This window comes from Klebsiella sp. ME-303, assembly GCF_007910085.1.
GTDB lineage: Bacteria > Pseudomonadota > Gammaproteobacteria > Enterobacterales > Enterobacteriaceae > Klebsiella > Klebsiella michiganensis.
Window position 1 is genome coordinate 144,516 of the sequence record NZ_VOJB01000088.1, and the last position, 22,476, is coordinate 166,991.

The following is a 22,476-nucleotide window of genomic DNA, read 5'->3' on the forward strand; positions in this document are numbered from 1 at the left end:
GCCATGGCTGAATAATTTGGCCTGGCTTATTAAGACATTTTATTGCAATCCGGTTGCGTCCAGCCCCGCCAGGATTGGTTTTCTGGAATCGTTTTAATAAGTCAGGCCCCCTGACACGAGGTTGTTATGACAGACTTAGTTGTAGCCAAGTTCGGCGGCACCAGCGTTGCCGATTTTGATGCCATGAACCGCAGCGTGGACGTCGCGCTGCTGGACGCCAATACCCGCGTGGTGGTGCTTTCCGCCTCAGCGGGGGTGACCAACCTGCTGGTCGCCTTAGCGGAAGGGCTGGAACCCGGCGAACGTTTCGCGAAGCTCGATGCCATGCGTCAAATCCAGTTCAATATTCTGGAGCGTTTGCGCTATCCCAACGTTATTCGCGATGAAATTGAGCGCCTGCTGGAAAACATCACCACCCTGGCGGAAGCCGCCTCCCTGGCCAGTTCAACCGCGTTAACCGACGAACTGGTCAGCCACGGCGAACTGATGTCTACTCTGCTGTTTGTCGAGATCCTGCGCGAGCGCGGTATCGCCGCCCAGTGGTTCGACGTGCGCAAAATTATGCGCACCAACGACCGCTTTGGCCGCGCGGAACCGGATATTGCCGCCTTATCCGAATTAACCCAGCAGCTGCTGGCCCCGCGTCTTGCGGAAGGCGTGGTGATCACCCAGGGCTTTATTGGCAGCGAAGCCAAAGGCCGCACCACCACGCTTGGCCGCGGCGGCAGCGACTATACCGCCGCGCTACTCGGCGAAGCGCTAAACGCCACCCGCGTCGACATCTGGACCGATGTTCCGGGTATCTATACCACCGACCCGCGCGTCGCCCCGGCGGCCAAACGCATTGACGTTATCGCTTTTGAAGAAGCGGCGGAAATGGCGACCTTTGGCGCGAAGGTCCTGCATCCGGCTACCCTGCTCCCCGCCGTGCGCAGCGATATTCCGGTATTCGTCGGCTCCAGCAAAGAGCCGAAAGCCGGCGGCACGCTGGTGTGCAAAAACACCGAAAACCCGCCGCTGTTCCGCGCGCTGGCGCTGCGCCGCAAGCAGACGCTGCTAACCCTGCACAGCCTGAATATGCTGCACTCACGCGGTTTTCTGGCCGAGGTATTCAGTATTCTGGCCCGCCACAGTATCTCCGTCGATCTGATCACCACGTCGGAAGTGAGCGTGGCGCTGACCATGGATACCACCGGTTCGACGTCGGCTGGCGATACCCTGCTCACCCAGGGACTGTTGACCGAACTTTCCTCTCTGTGCCGCGTTGAGGTCGAGCAGGATCTGGCGCTGGTCGCCATCATTGGTAATGAACTGTCGAAGGCGTGCGGCGTCGGTAAAGAGGTGTTTGGCGTACTGGACCCGTTTAATATTCGTATGATTTGCTACGGCGCATCCAGCCATAACCTGTGCTTCCTGGTCCCGGGTGCGGATGCCGAAAAAGTGGTGCAGAAGCTGCATCATAATCTGTTCGAGTAATAGCGAATAAAATGGCCCGCCATTTCTACCGGGCCATTTTTAGTTTCCCATCACCGTGGTCATCAGCAATCTGTCCAACTCCCTGACATCACCGCTCCGGCTCTCAGGCAGCGCTGGCGGGATTGCGCCTCTGAGCAGCTCGGACTGAATAAACGCATGCAGCAGCGGTCGACGCGGGCCGTTTTCCGCCTCTCCTGCGCGCTGTTTACGTTCCAGCAGTTCGTCTATTTCCGCACGTAGACCCGCTTCCAGCTCGCTTCCTGCCAGCAGTTCATTAAAGCGCATCGGCGGCACGCCTTTTCCCGCCTCAACCCAGCGGACGGCCAGCAGCGGGCGCAGTACGTAAAAGTACTTTTTCAGCCGCACCCGTTCGCCTTGCAGATAGCCGCGAAAATTTTTACGGGCCATCGAATAGTAATGCCAGCGGGCGCGAACCGGAGAAAACCAATGCGGTATCACTTTCTTCAGCGCCTGAACCGTTGCGTCATCCTGCTGATACACCACCGGTGAATCCAGCCATTCGATCAGCGTCGGGTTCGCCCCTTTCAGCAGACCCAGCGCCTTGCGCCACTCCCAGCCGCAGACGTCCAGCTCATCGTCGATGGGCAGCTCAATAACATCGCGCGGGGGATCCACCCGCAGGTACCACTCCAGCGGGTGAACGTAGAGAAACCGCACATCATAATCGCTGTCCGGCGAGGCAAAGCCCCAGCCCCGGCTGCCGGATTCGCAGGCGTAGAGCACTCTGACGCCGTAGCGCTGCTCCACGTCTTTTAACTGCCGCTGCACCTTATGGCGCATGGCGGCGCTTACAGCGTGATACGTCATTTTCATTATCCTTTTAGATTCACCAGGCCATGCAGCACCTGGTCCAGGCCGCCAAAGACCGAGATTTTATCGATACGCTCCGCCACTCTTTCCAGCGTTTCCAGCTCTTTTAAGCGCAGCGCGACCGGGTTATTCTCCATCACCTTCGCGGTGTTGAGCAGCGAGCGCGTCGCCGCGGTCTCTTCACGCCGGCGGATCACGTTCGCCTGCGCCGATTTCTCCGCCTCCACCAGCTGCGACAAAATGGCTTTCATGTCGCCGGGCAGCACAATATCCTTCACGCCCAGCGACGCGACGTCGATACCAAATGCCGCCATGCGCTCGGTGACCTGCGCGCTCACGACCTCATCAATGATTTTCTTATCTTCCAGCAGCTCATCCAGCGTTCGCGTTCCGACGGCTTCACGCAGCGCAAACTGCAGCTCGCGATACAGATGGTCCAGCGGCTTCGTCAGCTGTCCAAACGCCTGCAGTACATCGCTGTAGCGCCAGTTCGCCGCCAGATTTAAACGCAGGTTCACTTTATCTTTGGTCAGAATCTCCTGGCCGCCAACCTCCAGCACCTGCAGGCGGGTATCGACCACTTCCGCTTCCACCAGATGATTGACCTTCCAGTACGCGCTCAGGCCAGGCTGCAGCAGCGATTGTGTCTCGCCGTCGATTTTCAGCACCCCGACGTGCCACGCCGGCACCGATACGGTGAGGATCGCTTCGCGACCTTTTACCGCCCCGTGACGTCGCGGCTGCAGCACCGCATTCATAATGTCAGCCGGAACCGCAACCTGCCGGGTATCGATACGTAGCAGCTGAATTTCATCACCGGCGGACCAGTACAGTCGGCGCGTCGAAGGCGGTAAAATTTCCTGCAGCACACCGTTGGCATACAGCGCCCCGGCCTCGACATCCGTCAAATCCGCCGCCAGGCAGTAGCGTTCAATCCATTCCGGCTGAAAGCGTCGTAAATACTCCGCCAGCGCCTCCGGCACTTCGCTGCCGTCCCGGTTAACGATCAGCACTTCGGGGACGTTGAACCACGGCAGGCGATGCTCGCCCGCTTCCAGAACCTGATAGTAGTCACCCTGACGGGATAAAAGGCCAAGCTGACCTTTACGTATCGTGATTTTCTTCGTCATTTTTTGTTCCTTAGCAAAATCAGGCGCGGGTGCAGGGGCGAAGCCGCAGGGGAACTCCCTTTTGCCTGCGGCACGGCGCCTTTACCGGCGGCCTGCTGTGGGGCATGCTGACTGCGCATCACCCCGCGTTATTTCTATGATTAACGACCAGTTTTCATTGGAGATGAAATCGGGAATCGAACCCATTGGTGGTCATCGGCTGACGGAACGCGCCCGAAAAACGGCCTGTACCGTTCCTGGCGTGCCGGCGAGGTTTAACCCCCTGCGTTTTCAGCGTCGTGACGGAAGGGATATTGCCAGTTGCGTGCCAACAATAAAAAATGCGAGAGTTATTTTTCAATCAATTGATTAATAACGCTTTTGTTTTTAATTCAAACGGTAACGCTTGCCGCCGGCAGCAGGTTTTTTTATCTTTAAATATCGAAACTTATCTTTTGGGATAAACATGAAAAAGCGGCGAGTGGTCATTGGCGTCCTCGGAACGGTGCTGGACAAACGCGGCAAGCGGGCGAATCGCTTTAAAAAATGGCGGCCTACCGTTGGGCTATGCCAGCAGGCCGATTTTCCTGTCGACAGGCTGGAGCTTCTCCACCAGCCGCGTGATGAAAATATGGCGCAAAAGCTGATTGACGATGTCGCCCAGCTTTCGCCGCATACCGAAGTGCGCCCGCATACGATTGAGATAAACGATCCGTGGGATTTTGAAGAGGTCTACGCGGCGTTTCTCGACTTCGCCAACCGCTATCGCTTTGATACCGAAAACGAAGAGTATCTGGTGCATATCACCACCGGGACCCACGTGGCGCAGATCTGCTGGTTCCTGCTGACCGAAGCGCGCTATCTCCCCGCCAGCCTGCTGCAGACCAGCCCTGCGCCGAAAGGCGCAGCGGATGACGCCGTCGCCGCCGGTATTTACTCGGTGATCGATCTGGACTTAAGCCGCTACGCCACGCTCACCAGCCGCTTTCAGCGCGAGCAGCAGCAGTCCGTCTCCTTCCTGAAGGCGGGTATCGAGACGCGTAATGCGACGTTCAACGCGCTTATCGATCGTATTGAGCGCGTGGCGATCCGATCGACCGATCCGATCCTGCTGACCGGCCCAACGGGCGCCGGGAAGTCCGTCCTCGCCAAACGTATTTTTCAGCTTCGTCAGTCGCGCCATCGGGTGGCGGGAAAATTCATGGCGGTAAACTGCGCCACGCTGCGCGGTGATAACGCCATGTCCACGCTGTTTGGACATGTCAAAGGCGCGTTTACCGGCGCGGTTACGCCTCGCGCCGGGCTATTACGCGAAGCCGACGGCGGCGTGCTGTTTCTCGATGAAATCGCCGAGCTGGGGCTGGATGAGCAGGCTATGCTGCTGAAGGCCATCGAAGAAAAAACCTTTTTCCCGTTTGGCTCGGATAAAGAGGTGCACAGCGACTTCCAGCTAATCGCCGGCACGCATCGCGATATGCAGCAGTGGGTGGCGGAGGGGCGCTTTCGCGAAGATCTTTATGCGCGCATCAATATGTGGCGCTTTGCCCTCCCCGGCCTGGCGCAGCGGCGGGAAGATATTGCGCCGAACGTGGAGTATGAATTACGGCGACTGGCCAACGAGCGGCAGACGCAGATCCGCTTCGATAAAGACGCCCGCGAACGCTATCTGGCCTTTGCCTGCTCGCCGCAGGCGCAATGGCGCGGCAATTTCCGCGAGCTAGGCTCCTCCGTGGCGCGTATGGCGACCCTGGCCGAGCAGGGGCGCATTACGCTGGCCGTTGCGGAAGAGGAGATAATGCTGCTGAAAGAGAGCTGGCAGCTCACGACATCTTCTCCTGATATTGCAATGGAAATCGATCTGTTCGATCGCCGCCAGCTGGAAACGGTGCTGGAGGTCTGCCAGCGCAGCGCTTCGCTCTCCGAAGCCGGACGCGAGCTGTTCGCCGTCTCCCGGCAGAAAAAGGCCAATCCTAACGATGCTGACCGCCTGCGCAAATATTTAGCGCGCTTCGGACTCAGCTGGGAGCTTATCCGCAGCGGAACATGAACATAATTTGTTTGAATAATATTTCTTAGCACGATAAACAATAGCGATGGCCGGGCTCGATCCCGGCCGGACAATAACAAGCAAACACAACTTACGTGCAAGGAAAACAACATGCTCGCCACGCTTACGCGGCTGTTCCCATTATGGGCGCTGCTGCTCTCGGTTATCGCCTATTACACGCCATCCACTTTTACCCCCGTTGGCCCGTGGGTCCCGACGCTGCTGATGCTGATTATGTTCGGCATGGGCGTGCATCTGAAAGTCGACGATTTTAAGCGCGTGCTTTCCCGCCCCGCGCCGGTCGCCGCAGGCATTTTTCTCCACTACCTGGTGATGCCGCTCGCCGCCTGGCTGCTGGCGCTGATTTTTCACATGCCGCCCGAGCTCTCCGCCGGGATGGTGCTGGTCGGCAGCGTCGCCAGCGGTACGGCATCCAACGTGATGATCTTTCTGGCAAAAGGCGACGTCGCGCTCTCAGTCACCATCTCATCGGTTTCCACGCTGGTTGGCGTGGTCGCCACCCCGCTGCTGACGCGTCTGTACGTGGATGCGCATATTCAGGTGGACGTGATGGGGATGCTGCTCAGCATTCTGCAAATCGTGGTGATCCCGATTGCGCTGGGGCTGGTCGTGCACCATCTGCAACCGAAAGTGGTGAAGGCGGTGGAGCCGTTCCTGCCGGCCTTTTCGATGGTCTGCATTCTGGCGATTATCTGCGCCGTGGTGGCAGGCTCCGCGTCGCATATCGCTTCCGTTGGTTTTGTGGTGATTATCGCCGTTATCCTGCATAACACTATCGGTCTGCTCGGCGGCTACTGGGGCGGGCGGCTGTTTGGCTTTGACGAATCCACCTGCCGCACGCTGGCGATCGAGGTGGGAATGCAGAACTCCGGACTTGCCGCCGCGCTGGGGAAAATCTACTTTGGCCCGCTGGCCGCGCTGCCCGGCGCGCTGTTCTCGGTCTGGCACAACCTGTCCGGCTCGCTGCTGGCCGGCTACTGGTCAGGGAAGCCTATCGCCGACAAACCGCGTAAACGGTAAAAGAGCGCGAATAACCCGTAATTTTCCCGGCTTGCGCTGCGCTTAGCCGGGCTACGGTCCGTGCAGCTTGCGGGTTTTGTAGCCCGGACAGGTGCGCAGCGCCGCCTCCGGGATTTTCTGCGAGGCACAACAATTTACCGTGAGACGTCAGCCCCAATACCGTACACTGAAACCACAGGCTAATTGAGGGCACCACTATGGCACTCCCCCGCATCACGCAAAAAGAGATGACCGAGCGCGAACAGCGCGAACTGAAAACCCTGCTAGACCGCGCACGCATCGCCCATGGCCGTCCGCTGACCAACGCGGAAACCAATAGCGTGAAAAAAGAGTACATCGATAAACTGATGGCCCTGCGCGAGGCCGAGGCTAAGAAAGCCCGCCAGCTGAAGAAAAAGCAGGCTTATAAACCAGACGCAGAGGCCTCGTTTTCCTGGTCGGCAAATACCCCGACGCGCGGCAGACGTTAACGCCCTTTCTTCTTGCGCCCCGGCGCGGTAAAGCGTTTGCCGTTCGACGCCGGGCGGGAAGACTTGTCGCTGGTTTTTTCAATCGCCACGACGGGACGCTTGATGCCGGCCGTTTTCGGCTTCGCTTTTGCCTTCGGTTTCGCTTCTGAAGACGAGTTTTCAATCAGTTTGAAAAGATCGATCAGCTCATCGTCGGTCAGATCGCGCCACTCTCCCAGCGGGATCCCCGTCAGGCTGACGTTCATGATCCGCGTCCGCTCAAGCTTCGTCACTTCATAGCCAAAGTGTTCGCACATCCGGCGGATCTGGCGATTCAGCCCCTGCACCAGGGTAATGCGGAACACAAACGGCGCTTCTTTTTTCACTTTGCACTTCTTCGTCACCGTGCCGAGAATCGGTACGCCCGCCCCCATGCCGCGGATAAACTCATCGGTCACCGGCTTATCAACGGTGACCAGATACTCTTTTTCGTGATCGTTACCGGCGCGCAGGATTTTATTCACCAGATCGCCATGGTTGGTCAGAAAGATCAGCCCCTGGGAGTCTTTATCCAGGCGACCGATGGGGAAAACGCGTTTACTGTGGTTAACGAAATCCACAATATTGTCGCGCTCGCCGTCTTCGGTGGTGCTGACGATGCCAACCGGTTTATTCAGCGCAATCAGGACCAGATCGTCCGCTTCGCGCGGCTCAATCAACCGGCCATTGACCTTTACCACGTCGCCCGCTTTAACCTGGTCGCCGATGGTAGCGCGCTTGCCGTTGATAAAAACGTTGCCTTGTTCGATAAAGCGATCGGCTTCACGACGCGAGCAAATTCCGCTTTCGCTGATGTATTTATTGAGTCGGGTTGATGAGTCGGGCAGCATAAAATCTCCTGTAAAAGCGAAATATACCCTACCTTGCGGGCGATAAAAAAGAATCGCGCTCTCGTCGCCTGCCGCTAAATGTGATCTGCTCCGCCTTTCAACACAAAAGTGTGCCCATGAAAGCCCGGCAACTTTGCCCGGCGAAACAAAGCAGAATCAGGCTCTTATCACGTCCGGCACAAAGGTGCCATAAACCACCGGTAAGCAACGCAAATGTGCAACAGAAACGGTCGGAACATCCTCATGAAATAGAGGAAAATTTCTTTGAAGCGGGTCGCTGATGGGGTTATATCAGATCATGACAGCAACTCTCCCATTTGCACAAATGTGCAGGAGCCGACAGTGACGATGGAAAACAGCGACGATATTCGTCTGATCGTGAAAATCGCCCAGCTCTACTATGAGCAGGATATGACCCAGGCGCAGATTGCCCGCGAGCTGGGGATATACCGCACCACTATCAGCCGTCTGCTGAAGCGCGGCCGCGAGCAGGGCATCGTCACTATCGCCATCAACTACGACTACAACGAAAATCTGTGGCTTGAGCAGCAGCTAAAACAAAAATTCGGTCTCAAAGAGGCGGTGGTGGCGGCCTGCGACTCACTGCTGGAGGAGGATCAGCTCAATCTTATCGGCCTGCATGGCGCGCAATTGGTCGACAGGCTGCTGGAGCCGGGCGATATCGTCGGCTTCTCCTGGGGTCGGGCGGTGCGCGCGCTGGTGGAGAATCTGCCGCAGGCCAGCCAGTCCCGTCAGGTTATCTGCGTGCCGATTATCGGCGGCCCCTCCGGAAAACTGGAAAGTCGTTACCACGTGAATACGCTGACCTACGGCGCAGCGGCGAAGCTGAAAGCGGAATCTCATCTCGCTGATTTCCCGGCACTGCTGGATAACACATTAATTCGCAACGGTATTATGCAGTCCCGGCATTTTAAAACGATTGCCTCCTACTGGGATAACCTGGACGTCGCGCTGGTGGGCATTGGTTCTCCGGCGATCCGCGACGGCGCCAACTGGCATGCATTTTACGGCAGTGAAGAGAGCGACGATCTCAACGCTCGCCAGGTCGCCGGCGATATCTGTTCGCGTTTTTACAACATTGATGGCGCGCTGGTCGAAACCGCCATGAGCGAAAAAACGCTCTCTATCGAGATGGCGAAACTCAAGCAGGCGCGCTACTCGGTGGGTATCGCCATGGGCGAGGAGAAATACGCCGGGATTCTTGGCGCCTTAAACGGTCATTACATTAATTGTCTGGTGACGAATCGAGAAACCGCTGAGTCATTACTGAAGTAAATGTCAAGAATATGATTTCACGCAGCGCTGCTGCGGGGGATCCCTTTATCTAAAGAAACAGGAGTCGATAATGAATACATGGTTAAATTTAAAAGACAAAATAATTATCGTGACCGGCGGCGCATCAGGAATCGGCCTGGCGATTGTCGATGAGTTATTATCCCAGGGCGCAAACGTGCAGATGAGCGATATTCACGGCGGCGACAAACATCAGAATCGCGATAATTATAATTTCTGGCCAACCGATATTTCCAGCGCCAGCGAAGTGAATAAAACCGTCGAGAGTATTATTCAGCGCTTTGGCCGCATTGATGGTTTAGTCAATAACGCCGGCGTCAACTTCCCGCGTTTATTAGTGGATGAGAAAGCGCCGTCCGGTCGCTATGAATTAAATGAAGCGGCATTCGAAAAAATGGTCAATATCAACCAGAAAGGCGTGTTCCTGATGTCGCAGGCGGTGGCGCGCCAGATGGTTAAACAGCGCAGCGGCGTGATTGTTAACGTCTCGTCGGAAAGCGGTCTCGAAGGCTCTGAAGGCCAGAGCTGCTACGCCGCGACCAAAGCCGCGCTGAACAGCTTTACCCGCTCCTGGTCGAAAGAGCTGGGCAAGCACGGTATTCGCGTCGTAGGCGTCGCGCCGGGCATTCTGGAAAAAACCGGGCTGCGTACGCCGGAATATGAAGAAGCGCTGGCCTGGACCCGCAATATCACCGTCGAACAGCTGCGCGAAGGCTATAGCAAAAATGCGATTCCTGTTGGTCGCTCCGGCCGTCTCAGCGAAGTTGCTGATTTTGTTTGCTATCTGCTCTCAGAGCGCGCCAGCTACATTACCGGAGTAACCACTAACATTGCGGGCGGCAAAACGCGCGGCTAAGGGGGAAACATGGTTAACGTCATCTTCTGCGCTCACGGTCAGCTGGCCTGCGCCATGCTCGACTCGGTGCGCATGGTTTACGGCGATGTCCACGTCAGCGCCGTGGCGTTTGTACCGGGGGAAAACGCGGGCGATATCGCCGATAAGCTTGAAAAGTTGGTAAGTACTCACAAAGAGGAGGAGTGGCTCATCGCCGTCGATCTACAGTGCGGCAGCCCGTGGAACGCCGCCGCCGGCCTGGCGATGCGCAACCCGCAGCTTCGGGTCATCAGCGGCCTGTCGCTACCGCTGGCTCTGGAGCTGGTCGATAACCAGCAAACGATGAATGCAGAAGCACTGTGCCAACATCTTGAGACCATCGCCAGCCAGTGCTGCGTCACCTGGCGGCAGCCGGAAACCGTTGAGGAGGATTTCTGATGAACATTACGCTCGCACGCATTGATGACCGCCTGATTCACGGCCAAGTCACCACCGTTTGGTCAAAAGTGGCCAACGCCCAGCGCATCATTATCTGTAATGACGACGTGTATAACGACGACGTTCGCCGCACGCTGCTTCGCCAGGCCGCGCCGCCGGGCATGAAGGTCAATGTGGTGAATATTGAGAAAGCCGTCGCCGTTTATCACAACCCGCAATATCAGGACGAAACGGTTTTTTATTTATTCACTAATCCGCAGGACGTATTAACCATGGTGCAGCAGGGCGTCAAAATAGCCACGCTGAATATTGGCGGCATGGCCTGGCGACCGGGTAAAAAACAGTTAACCAAAGCGGTGTCATTAGACGCAACGGATATTAATGCCTTTCAGCAGTTAGATACTCTGGGCGTTAAGCTTGATTTACGCGTCGTGGCTTCAGATCCGTCGGTTAATATTCTCGATAAAATAGCAGAGCAGTCCGTTACAGAATAATAAAACGCGCCTTTTATTACACACTGTCATTCTGGATGTATCGCGGCGGCAAATGAGCGAGTCACCAGCAGCATAGCTAACTATGCGACTGGGGCGAGAGAATGCAGTCAACAAAGAGGCAGCCTGAAGAACATCGTGTAAATGCCGTAAAAGGCAGGGATTTCTATACCCTCAAGGTGACAAATTATGGAAATAAGTACCCTACAAATAATCGCCATATTTATTTTTTCCTGTATTGCCGGGATGGGCAGCGTGCTGGATGAATTCCAGACGCACCGCCCATTAATCGCCTGTACCGTGATTGGCTTAATTCTCGGCGATCTAAAAACCGGGATTATGCTCGGCGGGACGCTGGAGCTGATCGCGCTCGGCTGGATGAACGTCGGCGCGGCGCAGTCTCCGGATTCGGCGTTAGCCAGCATTATCTCCGCCATCCTGGTGATCGTGGGCCAGCAAAGTATCGCTACCGGAATAGCGATTGCGCTGCCGGTCGCTGCCGCAGGTCAGGTGCTCACCGTGTTCGCCCGCACCATTACCGTGGTGTTCCAGCACGCGGCGGATAAGGCCGCGGAAGAGGCGCGCTTCAGAACAATCGATCTGCTGCACGTGTCGGCGCTGGGCGTTCAGGCGCTGCGCGTCGCCATTCCCGCACTCATCGTTTCTCTGTTTGTCAGCGCGGATATGGTCAGCAATATGCTCAACGCCATTCCGGACTTCGTCACCCGCGGTCTGCAAATCGCCGGCGGTTTTATCGTGGTGGTCGGCTACGCCATGGTGCTGCGCATGATGGGCGTGAAGTATCTGATGCCCTTCTTCTTCCTCGGCTTCCTCGCGGGCGGCTACCTCGACTTTAGCCTGCTGGCCTTCGGCGGCGTCGGGGTCATCATCGCGCTGATTTATATCCAGCTTAATCCGCAGTGGCGTAAACCCGAACCGCAGGCCGCCGCCACCTCTTCCACTGCCCTTGACCAGCTTGACGACTGATGGAGCCCAACATGGAACAGAGAAAAATTACCCAAGGCGACCTGGTGAGCATGTTTCTGCGCTCCAACCTGCAGCAGGCGTCATTCAACTTCGAACGTATTCACGGGCTTGGCTTCTGCTACGACATGATCCCGGCCATCAAGCGCCTCTACCCGCTGAAGGAGGATCAGGTCGCCGCGCTGAAGCGCCATCTGGTGTTCTTCAACACCACTCCGGCAGTCTGCGGGCCGGTGATTGGCGTCACCGCCGCGATGGAGGAAGCCCGGGCCAACGGCGCCGCTATCGACGATGGCGCCATCAACGGGATCAAAGTTGGCCTGATGGGGCCGCTGGCAGGCGTGGGCGACCCGCTGGTATGGGGCACGCTGCGGCCGATTACCGCCGCCCTCGGCGCCTCGCTGGCGCTCTCCGGCAATATTCTTGGACCGCTGCTGTTCTTCTTTATTTTCAACGCGGTACGTCTGGCGATGAAGTGGTACGGGCTGCAGCTCGGCTTCCGTAAAGGGGTCAATATCGTCAGCGATATGGGCGGCAACCTGCTGCAAAAACTGACCGAAGGCGCCTCCATTCTTGGCCTGTTTGTGATGGGCGTGCTGGTGACCAAGTGGACCACCATCAACGTCCCGCTGGTGGTCTCGCAAACCCCGGGCGCCGACGGCTCGACCGTCACCATGACCGTACAGGACATCCTCGATCAGCTCTGCCCCGGCCTGCTGGCTCTGGGCCTGACGCTGCTGATGGTGCGCCTGCTCAATAAGAAAGTGAACCCGGTATGGCTGATTTTCGCCCTCTTCGGTTTGGGGATTATCGGTAACGCGCTGGGCTTCCTGTCCTGATTTTTCCGCCCCGGCGATGCCGGGGCTACTTCAACAAGTTAGACCCAAAAGATTTCGCAGCCGTCATGCGAAAGATGAAGGGGATGAGGTGGTAAACATGCAAACAACAACAGCCCTGCGCCTGTACGGCAAACGCGACCTGCGCCTGGAAACCTTCGAACTCCCGGCGATGCAGGATGATGAAATCCTCGCCCGGGTGGTCACCGACAGCCTGTGCCTCTCCTCGTGGAAAGAGGCGAACCAGGGCGAGGACCACAAAAAGGTGCCTGACGATGTGGCGACGAACCCAATCATTATCGGCCATGAGTTCTGCGGGGAGATTATCGCCGTCGGCAAAAAGTGGCAGCACAAGTTTCACGCCGGCCAGCGCTATGTGATTCAGGCCAACCTGCAGCTGCCGGATCGCCCGGACTGCCCCGGTTATTCTTTTCCATGGATCGGCGGCGAAGCCACCCACGTGGTGATCCCCAACGAGGTGATGGAACAGGATTGTTTACTTTCCTGGGAAGGCGATACCTGGTTTGAAGGCTCGCTGGTGGAGCCGCTTTCCTGCGTAATTGGCGCCTTCAACGCCAACTATCATCTGCAGGAAGGCAGCTATAACCATGTGATGGGCATTCGCCCGCAGGGCCGCACCCTGATCCTCGGCGGCACCGGCCCGATGGGGCTACTGGCTATCGACTACGCGCTGCATGGCCCGATCAACCCGGCGCTGCTGGTGGTCACCGATACCAATAAGCCAAAGCTCAGCTATGCGCGCCAGCACTATCCCTCCGAGCCGCAAACGTTGATTCACTATCTGGATGGGCGCGACGCCAGCCGCGAAACGCTGATGGCGCTCTCCGGCGGCCACGGCTTTGACGATATCTTCGTCTTCGTCCCTAACGAACAGCTCATCACCCTGGCATCCTCGCTGCTGGCCCCGGACGGCTGCCTGAACTTTTTCGCCGGCCCACAGGATAAGCAGTTCAGCGCACCGATCAATTTTTACGATGTGCATTACGCCTTCACCCACTACGTGGGCACCTCCGGCGGCAATACCGATGATATGCGCGCCGCCGTAGCGCTGATGCAGGAGAAAAAGGTGCAGACCGCGAAGGTGGTGACTCATATTCTGGGGCTGAACGCGGCGGGCGAGACCACCCTGGATTTACCGGCGTTAGGCGGCGGTAAGAAGCTGGTTTATACCGGAAAAAACATTCCGCTTACGCCGCTGGGAAACATTAGCGACCCGCAGCTGGCGGCGATTATGGAACGTCACCACGGTATCTGGTCAAAAGAGGCGGAAGAGTATCTGCTGGCGCACGCGGAGGATATTGCTCATGATTGATCGCGATACGCGGCTGTGCATGTCGCTGGCCGGTCGCCCGGGTAACTTCGGCACCCGCTTTCATAACTACCTGTATGAAAAGCTGGGGCTGAACTATATCTATAAAGCGTTTACGACCCAGGATATAGCCGCGGCGGTAAACGGCGTGCGCGCATTAGGCATTCGCGGCTGCGCGGTCTCAATGCCGTTTAAAGAGAGCTGCATAGCGTATCTTGACGCGCTTGACCCTTCGGCAAAGGCGATTGATTCGGTCAACACCATCGTCAACGACGACGGCAGGCTGACCGGGCTGAATACCGACTATATCGCGGTGAAAAGCCTGATTGACAGCTATCAGCTCGATTCCTCAGCCAAAGTGATGATCCAGGGCAGCGGCGGAATGGGCAAAGCGGTCATCGCCGCCTTCCGCGATGCCGGTTTCCGCGATGTGATTATCGCCGCCCGCCATCGCGAGCGCGGCCTGGCGCTGGCAAAGCAGTACGGTTTTCAGTGGCAGCCCAGGCCGGAGGGAATCGCGGCGGATATTCTGGTTAACGTCACGCCGCTCGGCATGGCGGGCGGCGCGGAAAGCGAAACCCTGGCCTTTAGCCCGACGATGGTGGAACGGGCCGACGTGATATTTGACGTGGTCGCTCTGCCGCCGGAAACCCCGCTCATCAAGCTGGCGCAGAGGCTGGACAAGCGCGTTATCAGCGGCGCGGAGGTGATTGCCCTGCAGGCGGTGGAGCAGTTTGCGCTCTACACCGGCGTGCGTCCGGACGCGGCGCTGGTCGCTGAAGCCGCGGCCTTTGCCAGAGGATAAGGGCAAAACGGAGAGCGCCAGGGAGGGCGCTCTAATAACCGTTGATCAGAAAGGCGATTGCATCGCGCAGCGCAGCCCTGTCCGCCGTCAAATCAGCAACCCGCTTGCCCAGTTCTTTCTGCGGTAAACCCGCCATCATATGCGTCATCACAATATAAGTTTGACCGGCAATCGTAATCACGGGACAAATTTTGGTCGGAGGCTGGGTATCAGGTAGTTGGTTTTGTTCTATCACAGGGGCAACCAGGATATGCTTCAGGACATTCGCGACCGGATGCTGCAGGTTGATTAAATAAGGGAAAACCTTTTTACCGCTTCCCGTATTCTCATAAGCGCAATATTGTTCCATCAGAACGGCCTTTGAAAATCACTAAACGAACCGTTTTCTTCTACCCATTGGTTAATCGTATCGATCGATTTCTTATTGTCTCGTAACCACTCTTCACGTTTGTGCTCACGAAATTTCTCAAGTAAAGCTTCCGTTAAAACCGCCGAAATGTTGATTTTAAGCTTACGCGCCTCTTCCAGGATTTCAGGCGAAAGCGAGACATTGACTGATTTTTTAACGTTCGACGTAGTGCGCATGATAGCCCCCATGGTAATGCGCATGACATGCCTCAGATTAGCGTAATAAACGAGCATTTTCTATTCCTTTGCCTGTGAATCATCAACGTAAAACTAAGCGGTTCCCGCTAACCTGTCACGCCCGGTAGAGTCAGTCTGCGAGGCGCTTTCCAGATTAATTCAGAGAGTCGCTGCGCCAATAATCACCGTTCCGCTTTGCTCAGCGCGTCCCAGCGTGAGCCACGTCAGCAAGCGGTGAGATATCCTGTGATAATATCTCTGCCCGAATAATCATCTGGTCAAATGGAGAAATAATGGAACTGCTGCTATTGAGTAACTCAACGCTGCCGGGCAAAGCCTGGCTGGAACATGCGCTGCCGACCATTGCCGGGCAGCTAAATGGCCGCCGTTCTGCGGTATTCATCCCTTTTGCCGGGGTGACGCAAACCTGGGATGATTACACCGCGAAAACCGCCGCCGTCTTCAGCCCAATGGGCGTTACGGTTACCGGTATTCACAGCGTCGCGGACCCGGTGTCGGCGATTGAGAATGCGGAGATAGTTATCGTCGGCGGCGGCAATACCTTTCAGTTGCTGAAAGAGTGCCGCGAACGCGGCCTGCTGGCGCCGATGGTGGATGTGGTGAAGCGCGGGGCGCTGTATATCGGCTGGAGCGCGGGCGCTAACCTGGCCTGCCCGACGATTCGCACCACTAACGATATGCCGATTGTCGACCCTAACGGTTTTGCTGCGCTGGGGCTGTTCCCGCTGCAAATTAACCCGCATTTCACCAACGCGCTGCCGGAAGGCCATAAAGGCGAGACCCGCGAACAGCGGATCCGCGAGCTGCTGGTGGTTGCGCCGGAGCTGACGATTATCGGCCTGCCGGAAGGCAACTGGATACAGGTGACGCAGGGCCACGCTACCCTTGGCGGCCCGAATCCAACGCTGGTATTCAGAGCCGGAGAAGACGCGGTGACCCTCAACGCCGGTCATCGTTTCTAAACCCCGTGCGCACGTTTCCCGGAGGCGGCGCTGCGCGCCTGTCCGGGCTACCATCCCGCAGACGGTGGAGAACTCGTAGCCCGGGCAAGGCGCTTGCGCCGCCCCCGGGAGCAAAGCGCAGAGTGGCATAATTCCCCGGAGGCGATGCTGCGCATCTGTCCGGGCTACCATCCCGCAGACGGTGGAGAACTCGTAGCCCGGGCAAGGCGCTTGCGCCGCCCCCGGGAGCAAAGCGCAGAGCGGCATAATTCCCCGGAGGCGATGCTGCGCTTAGCCGGACTACCATCCCGCAGACAGCGGTATACCTGTAGCCCGGCTAAGCGCAGCGCGAGCCGGGGATGTCTGGCGGCACATCAGCGCTTAATACTCATCGCGCTCATCGTCCTCATCCGGCTGCTCCATCACGCTATAGGCCACCGAGCAGAACAGTGAATTCAGACGCTTCATATCGCCCAGCAGCGCCAGGTGCAGCGTACTGGTCTCAATACTCTGCACGTTTTGCTGATGCAGGCGGTCAACGTGGGCATGCGAGTAACGACGGTTCATGATACGAAAACGATGCTTGCTGCGGCGCAGGCGGCGGGCGCTCGGCACGTCGCCGGAGAAGAAGACCGACATCGCCAGCTGCAGATTGCTGAGCAGCTGCTCGTAGAGGGCATCCAGCTCTTTTAATCCCTCCATGGAGAACGCGCGCCGCGCGGCCAGCGATTTATCGGCGATCTCGCTGCCCATTCTTTCGACGATATCCGAAGCCTGCTCGAGGTTAAGCGCCATTTCGATAATTTCCGCCCAGCGGCGGGACTCCTCATCCGCCAGCTCCTCTTTCGGCATCCGCGCCAGATAGAGCTTAATGGCGGTGTAAAGTACGTTGATATCGTCCGCCATCCGCCGCAGCTCTTTCTCCTCACGCGGCTCGCCGTGCATCACTTTATGCAGGCTTTCCAGCATCTGCTCCATGGCATCGCCAATACGCAGGGTTTCGCGGGCAGCATTGGCCAGCGCCAGGGCGGGCGTATCCAGCGCCGAAGTATCAAGATGCTTCGGCTTCAGCCGCGCGTCCAGCTCGGGCTCATCGCGAATCAGACGCTTACAGAGGTTAGCCATGGGGCCGGCAAACGGCACCATGGCGATACAGCGGATCAGGTTGTAGAAGACGTGGAAATAGATAACCAGTTCGGATTTTTGCAGCGGAAGCTCATCCATGACGTTTGCCAACAGATGCACAAACGGCAGGATAATCAGGCTACCCACCAGCTTAAACAGCAGGCTGCCGAGCGCCACGCGGCGGGCGGCGGCATTAGCGCCGCTGTTGTTTAGCATGGCCAGCAGCCCGGATCCGAGGTTGGCGCCGATCACCAGGCACAGCGCCACCGGAAACGAAATCACGCCGGTGGCGGTTAACGTTGCGGTCAGCAGCACCGCTGCCAGGCTTGAATAGCTGATGATGGCAAACACCGCGCCGATCAGCGCATCCAGCATAATATCGCCGGTCAACGAGGCAAAAATCACCTGCACGCCATTAGCCTGGGTAATGGGATGCACCGCCTGAACGATCAGCTCCAGCGCCAGCAGAATCAAGCCCAGACCAATCCCCACGCGCCCGAGCTGGCCCGCGCGCGTTTGCTTGCGCCCAAGGAAGAAAATCACGCCGATAAAAATCAGCAGCGGCGAAAGCCAGGACAGATCGAAGGTCAGCACCCTCGCCATCAGCGCGGTACCGACGTCAGCGCCCAGCACCATCACCAGCGCAGGGGCCAGCGCCACCAGATCCTGGGCGACAAAAGAGGTGACCAGCATGGTGGTGGCGTTACTGCTCTGCACCAGCGCGGTAACGCCGATCCCCGCGCAGAAGGCGAGCGGTTTTTTCTCCACGCTGCTGCTGAGTACGCTTCGCAGACGAGCGCCGTAGACGCGCATTACGCCGGTACGGACGATATGGGTGCCCCACACCAGTAGGGCGACGGCGGACAACAGGTGTAGCAGAGTTAACACGGAATCAGCTTCTCCTTATATTTATTCGTTCCCGAAACTCATAAACCGTTACAGGACGGATAGCGCTTCGCTTATCCGACGGCAACGATCGCAAGCTTCCTTCAGTATAAGGGTTTACGCACAATAAAGAGACAGGGCGCTCGTTGAGCGCCCTGTTAGTTGTAAGGAAAGATAACGGTTTGGTGGATCAGTCGGCATCGTAACCGAGGTTCGGCGCCAGCCAGCGCTCCACTTCCGCTATGCTCATCCCCTTACGCAACGCATAGTCTTCCACCTGGTCGCGCTGAATTTGCGCTACCGCGAAGTATTTGCTGTCCGGATGGCTGAAGTACCAGCCGGAAACCGACGCGCCGGGCCACATGGCAAAAGATTCCGTCAGCTTCATGCCGGTGCGTTTTTCCACCTCCAGCAGTTCCCAGATCGTCGCCTTTTCGGTGTGCTCCGGGCAGGCCGGATAGCCCGGCGCCGGGCGAATTCCCTGGTAGTTCTCGCGGATCAGCTCCTCGTTGCTGAGGTTTTCGTTCGCCGCATAGCCCCAGTAAACCTTACGCACCCGCTCATGCAGATACTCGGCAAAGGCTTCCGCCAGGCGGTCAGCAATCGCCTTCACCATAATCTTGTTGTAGTCATCGTGCTGCGCTTCGTAGGCGTCGGCCAGCGCGTCTTCCTCAAGGCCGCCGGTCACCGCAAAGGCGCCGATATAGTCCGCCTTCCCTGACAGCTTCGGCGCGACAAAATCCGCCAGGCAGTAGTTGGCAAAGCCGACTTTCTCGGTCTGCTGGCGCAGATGATGCCCCACCGTCAGCACGTGAGTCCGGGTTTCATCGCGATAGATTTCAACATCGTCGCCGACGCGGTTAGCCGGGAACAGCCCCACCACGCCGCGCGGATTCAGGGCCTTCCCGGCGCTGAGCTTATCCAGCAGTTCGTTGGCGTCTTTAAACAGGCGCTGCGCCTCTTCGCCGACCACTTCATCTTCCAGAATGCGCGGATACTTACCGGCCAGCGACCAGGTCATAAAGAACGGCGTCCAGTCGATATAGTTACGCAGGGTTTCGATACTGGCCTCAACCTCATGCACGCCCAGACGATGGGCCACCGGCGGGGTGTAGCTTGCCCAGTCAAAGGCCAGGTCGTTATCGCGCGCGGCCTCCAGCGTGACCGGCGGGGTGCGCGGCTTTTTACGCCCGTGCTGAATACGTACCGTTTCGTACTCTTTGCGGGTACGGGCGACAAAATCATCGCGCTGGCTATCGGACAGCAGCGCAGCGACCACGCCAACGGTGCGCGAGGCGTTCTGCACATAGACCGTCGGCCCGCTGTAGTTCTGCTCGATTTTCACCGCCGTGTGCGCTTTCGAGGTGGTTGCGCCGCCAATCAGCAGCGGAATAGTAAAGCCCTGACGCTCCATCTCCTTCGCCACGTTGACCATCTCATCCAGCGACGGCGTAATCAGCCCGGAGAGGCCAATCAGGTCGGCGTTAACCTCGCGGGCGGTTTTCAGGATTTTATCCGCAGGCACCATCACGCCAAGGTCGACGATTTCGTAGTTGTTACACTGCAGCACCACGCCGACAATATTCTTGCCGATGTCGTGAACGTCACCCTTCACGGTGGCGATGACCATCTTGCCGTTGCTGGAACCTTTCTCTTTGCTGGCCTCAATATAAGGTTCGAGGTAGGCCACCGCCTGCTTCATGACGCGGGCGGATTTCACCACCTGCGGCAGGAACATTTTCCCTTCACCGAACAGGTCGCCGACCACGTTCATGCCGTCCATCAGCGGCCCTTCGATAACCTCAATCGGACGCGCGGCCTGCTGGCGGGCTTCTTCGGTATCGAGCTCGATAAATTCGGTAATGCCTTTAACCAGCGAGTATTCGAGGCGTTTTTTGACGTCCCAGCTGCGCCATTCCGCCTGCTGAGCGTTAGCGGTATCGTCGGTTTTGCTGCCGCGATACTTTTCCGCCAGATCGAGCAGACGTTCAGTGCCGTCATCGCGGCGGTTCAGAATCACATCTTCAACCGCATCGCGCAGCTCGGCGGGAAGGTCGTCGTAAATCGCCAGCTGGCCGGCGTTAACGATGCCCATGTCCATGCCGTTGCGGATGGCGTAGTAGAGGAATACCGCGTGAATCGCCTCGCGCACCGGGTCGTTGCCGCGGAAGGAGAACGACACGTTAGAGACGCCGCCGGAGATCAGCGCGTGCGGCAGTTCGCGTTTGATATCTTCGCAGGCGCCGATAAAGTCCTGGGCATAGTTGTTGTGCTCTTCAATCCCGGTCGCCACGGCGAAAATATTCGGGTCAAAGATGATATCTTCCGGCGGGAAGCCCACCTCTTCGGTGAGAATTTTGTACGCCCGGCGGCAAATTTCAATTTTCCGCTCGCGGGTATCGGCCTGGCCCACTTCATCAAAGGCCATCACCACGACGGCGGCCCCGTAGCGGCGCACCTTTTTCGCATGCTGGATAAACGGCTCAACGCCCTCTTTCATCGAGATGGAGTTAACGATGCCTTTACCCTGAATACACTTCAGGCCCTTTTCGATGACCTCCCATTTGGAGGAGTCGATCATAATCGGCACGCGGGCGATATCCGGCTCACCGGCGATCAGGTTGAGGAAACGCGTCATTGCCGCTTCGGCGTCGAGCATCCCCTCATCCATATTGATATCGATAATCTGCGCGCCGCTTTCCACCTGCTGGCGCGCCACATCCAGCGCTTCGTTATATTTTTCTTCTTTAATCAGGCGCTTGAATTTCGCCGAGCCGGTAACGTTGGTGCGTTCGCCGACGTTCACAAACAGGCTGTCATCGCCGATATTCAGCGGCTCAAGGCCGGAAAGACGACAGGCGACGGGGATTTCCGGCAGCTGGCGCGGCGGCAGGCCGGCCACCGCGCGGCTCATGGCGGCGATATGTTCCGGCGTGGTACCGCAGCAGCCGCCGACAATATTCAGGAATCCGGCTTCAGCCCATTCGCGAATTTGCGCCGCCATCGTGTCGGCGTCGAGGTCGTATTCGCCAAAGGCGTTCGGCAGACCGGCGTTCGGGTGGGCGGTAACGTAGCATTCGGCGATACGCGACAGCTCCTGCACGTACTGGCGCAGCTCATCCGGCCCCAGGGCGCAGTTGAGGCCAAACGTCAGCGCATCGGCGTGGCGCAGCGAGTTATAAAAGGCTTCGGTGGTCTGGCCGGACAGCGTGCGCCCGGAGGCGTCGGTGATGGTGCCGGAGATCATAATCGGCAGATCGACCCCCAGCGCTTCAAACTCCTCTTTAACCGCAAAGATCGCCGCTTTGGCGTTGAGGGTATCGAACACCGTCTCAATCAGAATCAGATCCGCCCCGCCTTCCACCAGCGCTTTGGTGGATTCACGATAGGCTTCCACCAGCCCGTCAAAGGTGATATTGCGGAAGGCCGGGTCGTTGACGTCGGGAGAAATGGACGCCGTGCGGTTAGTCGGGCCGAGGACCCCTGCGACGTAGCGCGGTTTTTCCGGCGTGCGTGCGGTCCAGGCATCGGCGCTGGCGCGGGCCAGTTTCGCCGCCACAAAGTTGATTTCCGCCGACAGGGATTCCATCTGGTAATCCGCCATCGCGATGGTCGTCGAGTTAAAGGTGTTGGTTTCAATGATATCCGCCCCGGCCGCAAAATAGGCATCGTGGATAGCGGTTATCACATCCGGCTTGCTGAGAACCAGCAGGTCGTTGTTGCCCTTCAGGTCGCACGGCCAGTCGGCAAAGCGCTCGCCGCGAAAGTCCTGCTCACTCAGACGATAGCTCTGGATCATGGTGCCCATGCCCCCATCCAGAACCAAAATACGTGCTTTTAACTGCTGATGCAGTTGCTCAACTTTGCTGCTCACACTCGCTCCCGACAACGCTCAACCAGACCGAAAAAACTCAACAGACCATACTGGCACAAACCGAAGGGGTGGAAAAGAGAACAGCGGGCAAGATGAGACATGTTCAGCTTCACTCATCCGATCAGTCGGGTAGTGATTGCATTATCGCCAAATAAAACGAAAATCATTT

The 22,476-nt window shown here is 57.6% G+C and carries 20 protein-coding genes; 13 read left to right on the forward strand and 7 right to left on the reverse strand.

Annotated elements, in window-relative coordinates; all coding sequences use genetic code 11:
* Positions 1 to 126 precede the first annotated feature (126 nt).
* Entirely contained in the window at positions 127 to 1,476 is a 1,350-nt protein-coding gene (gene lysC, locus FQK12_RS19695; protein WP_004097732.1) for a lysine-sensitive aspartokinase 3, read from the forward strand.
* Positions 1,477 to 1,515: 39 nt separating this feature from the next.
* Here lysC and FQK12_RS19700 read toward each other — a convergent pair whose 3' ends face one another.
* Both FQK12_RS19700 and FQK12_RS19705 read right to left on the reverse strand, forming a co-directional pair.
* Complete coding sequence (locus tag FQK12_RS19700) at positions 1,516 to 2,304, reverse strand: DNA polymerase beta superfamily protein (protein ID WP_038423377.1); 789 nt, start codon at positions 2,302 to 2,304, stop codon at positions 1,516 to 1,518.
* A gap of 5 nt (positions 2,305 to 2,309) precedes the next feature.
* Positions 2,310 to 3,437: a slipin family protein gene (locus tag FQK12_RS19705; protein ID WP_014227527.1), complete on the reverse strand. Its 1,128-nt coding sequence runs from the start codon at positions 3,435 to 3,437 to the stop codon at positions 2,310 to 2,312.
* A gap of 445 nt (positions 3,438 to 3,882) precedes the next feature.
* Between FQK12_RS19705 and rtcR the strand changes: the two genes are divergently transcribed.
* The 3 genes from rtcR (at position 3,883) to FQK12_RS19725 (ending at position 6,974) form a co-directional block, all read left to right on the forward strand.
* Complete coding sequence (rtcR, locus tag FQK12_RS19715) at positions 3,883 to 5,463, forward strand: RNA repair transcriptional activator RtcR (RefSeq protein WP_014227526.1); 1,581 nt, start codon at positions 3,883 to 3,885, stop codon at positions 5,461 to 5,463.
* Positions 5,464 to 5,574: 111 nt separating this feature from the next.
* Positions 5,575 to 6,504 (forward strand): ketopantoate/pantoate/pantothenate transporter PanS, encoded by a 930-nt coding sequence (gene panS / locus FQK12_RS19720; protein ID WP_014227525.1) that lies wholly within the window; start codon positions 5,575 to 5,577, stop codon positions 6,502 to 6,504.
* Positions 6,505 to 6,701: 197 nt separating this feature from the next.
* On the forward strand, positions 6,702 to 6,974 hold the full coding sequence (locus FQK12_RS19725; protein WP_009653910.1) for a DUF3811 domain-containing protein: 273 nt from the start codon (positions 6,702 to 6,704) through the stop codon (positions 6,972 to 6,974).
* Here the strand turns inward: FQK12_RS19725 and rluF are convergent.
* Entirely contained in the window at positions 6,971 to 7,843 is an 873-nt protein-coding gene (rluF, locus tag FQK12_RS19730; protein WP_014227524.1) for a 23S rRNA pseudouridine(2604) synthase RluF, read from the reverse strand. The genes FQK12_RS19725 and rluF overlap by 4 nt on opposite strands.
* A 348-nt stretch (positions 7,844 to 8,191) precedes the next feature.
* Here rluF and FQK12_RS19735 point away from each other — a divergent pair, with 348 nt between their 5' ends.
* The 8 genes from FQK12_RS19735 to FQK12_RS19770 all read left to right on the forward strand — a co-directional run bounded on the left by FQK12_RS19735 (position 8,192) and on the right by FQK12_RS19770 (position 14,876).
* The gene (locus tag FQK12_RS19735; protein ID WP_014227523.1) at positions 8,192 to 9,139 is read left to right on the forward strand and encodes a sugar-binding transcriptional regulator; all 948 of its coding nucleotides are present in this window, start codon (positions 8,192 to 8,194) and stop codon (positions 9,137 to 9,139) included.
* A gap of 70 nt (positions 9,140 to 9,209) precedes the next feature.
* Positions 9,210 to 10,013, forward strand: a complete 804-nt coding sequence (locus FQK12_RS19740; RefSeq protein WP_014227522.1) for an SDR family oxidoreductase — start codon at positions 9,210 to 9,212, stop codon at positions 10,011 to 10,013.
* Between the two features lie 9 nt (positions 10,014 to 10,022).
* Positions 10,023 to 10,430: a mannose/fructose/sorbose PTS transporter subunit IIA gene (locus FQK12_RS19745; protein ID WP_014227521.1), complete on the forward strand. Its 408-nt coding sequence runs from the start codon at positions 10,023 to 10,025 to the stop codon at positions 10,428 to 10,430.
* Positions 10,430 to 10,924 (forward strand): mannose/fructose/sorbose PTS transporter subunit IIB, encoded by a 495-nt coding sequence (locus tag FQK12_RS19750; RefSeq protein ID WP_014227520.1) that lies wholly within the window; start codon positions 10,430 to 10,432, stop codon positions 10,922 to 10,924. The genes FQK12_RS19745 and FQK12_RS19750 overlap by 1 nt, the downstream gene beginning before the upstream one ends.
* Positions 10,925 to 11,110: 186 nt before the next feature.
* Positions 11,111 to 11,908, forward strand: a complete 798-nt coding sequence (locus FQK12_RS19755) for a PTS mannose/fructose/sorbose transporter subunit IIC (protein ID WP_014227519.1) — start codon at positions 11,111 to 11,113, stop codon at positions 11,906 to 11,908.
* Positions 11,909 to 11,919: 11 nt separating this feature from the next.
* The gene (locus FQK12_RS19760; RefSeq protein WP_004097717.1) at positions 11,920 to 12,744 is read left to right on the forward strand and encodes a PTS system mannose/fructose/sorbose family transporter subunit IID; all 825 of its coding nucleotides are present in this window, start codon (positions 11,920 to 11,922) and stop codon (positions 12,742 to 12,744) included.
* A gap of 97 nt (positions 12,745 to 12,841) precedes the next feature.
* Positions 12,842 to 14,074, forward strand: a complete 1,233-nt coding sequence (sorE, locus tag FQK12_RS19765; RefSeq protein ID WP_014227518.1) for an L-sorbose 1-phosphate reductase — start codon at positions 12,842 to 12,844, stop codon at positions 14,072 to 14,074.
* Positions 14,067 to 14,876, forward strand: coding sequence for a shikimate 5-dehydrogenase (locus tag FQK12_RS19770; RefSeq protein ID WP_014227517.1), 810 nt, complete (start codon positions 14,067 to 14,069; stop codon positions 14,874 to 14,876). The genes sorE and FQK12_RS19770 overlap by 8 nt, the downstream gene beginning before the upstream one ends.
* Before the next feature lie 31 nt (positions 14,877 to 14,907).
* On the opposite strand, the gene FQK12_RS19775 is transcribed toward FQK12_RS19770, so the two are convergent.
* Both FQK12_RS19775 and FQK12_RS19780 read right to left on the reverse strand, forming a co-directional pair.
* Positions 14,908 to 15,225: a CcdB family protein gene (locus FQK12_RS19775; protein WP_014227516.1), complete on the reverse strand. Its 318-nt coding sequence runs from the start codon at positions 15,223 to 15,225 to the stop codon at positions 14,908 to 14,910.
* Positions 15,225 to 15,518 (reverse strand): type II toxin-antitoxin system CcdA family antitoxin, encoded by a 294-nt coding sequence (locus FQK12_RS19780; RefSeq protein WP_004138471.1) that lies wholly within the window; start codon positions 15,516 to 15,518, stop codon positions 15,225 to 15,227. The genes FQK12_RS19775 and FQK12_RS19780 overlap by 1 nt, the downstream gene beginning before the upstream one ends.
* Positions 15,519 to 15,754: 236 nt before the next feature.
* On the opposite strand from FQK12_RS19780, the gene pepE reads away from it, so the two are divergent.
* Entirely contained in the window at positions 15,755 to 16,444 is a 690-nt protein-coding gene (gene pepE / locus FQK12_RS19785) for a dipeptidase PepE (RefSeq protein WP_014227515.1), read from the forward strand.
* A gap of 360 nt (positions 16,445 to 16,804) precedes the next feature.
* On the opposite strand, the gene FQK12_RS19790 is transcribed toward pepE, so the two are convergent.
* Complete coding sequence (locus FQK12_RS19790) at positions 16,805 to 18,436, reverse strand: Na/Pi cotransporter family protein (RefSeq protein ID WP_014837116.1); 1,632 nt, start codon at positions 18,434 to 18,436, stop codon at positions 16,805 to 16,807.
* 187 nt (positions 18,437 to 18,623) lie between these two features.
* The gene (metH, locus tag FQK12_RS19795; RefSeq protein ID WP_014227513.1) at positions 18,624 to 22,307 is read right to left on the reverse strand and encodes a methionine synthase; all 3,684 of its coding nucleotides are present in this window, start codon (positions 22,305 to 22,307) and stop codon (positions 18,624 to 18,626) included.
* Between the last annotated feature and the right edge of the window lie 169 nt (positions 22,308 to 22,476).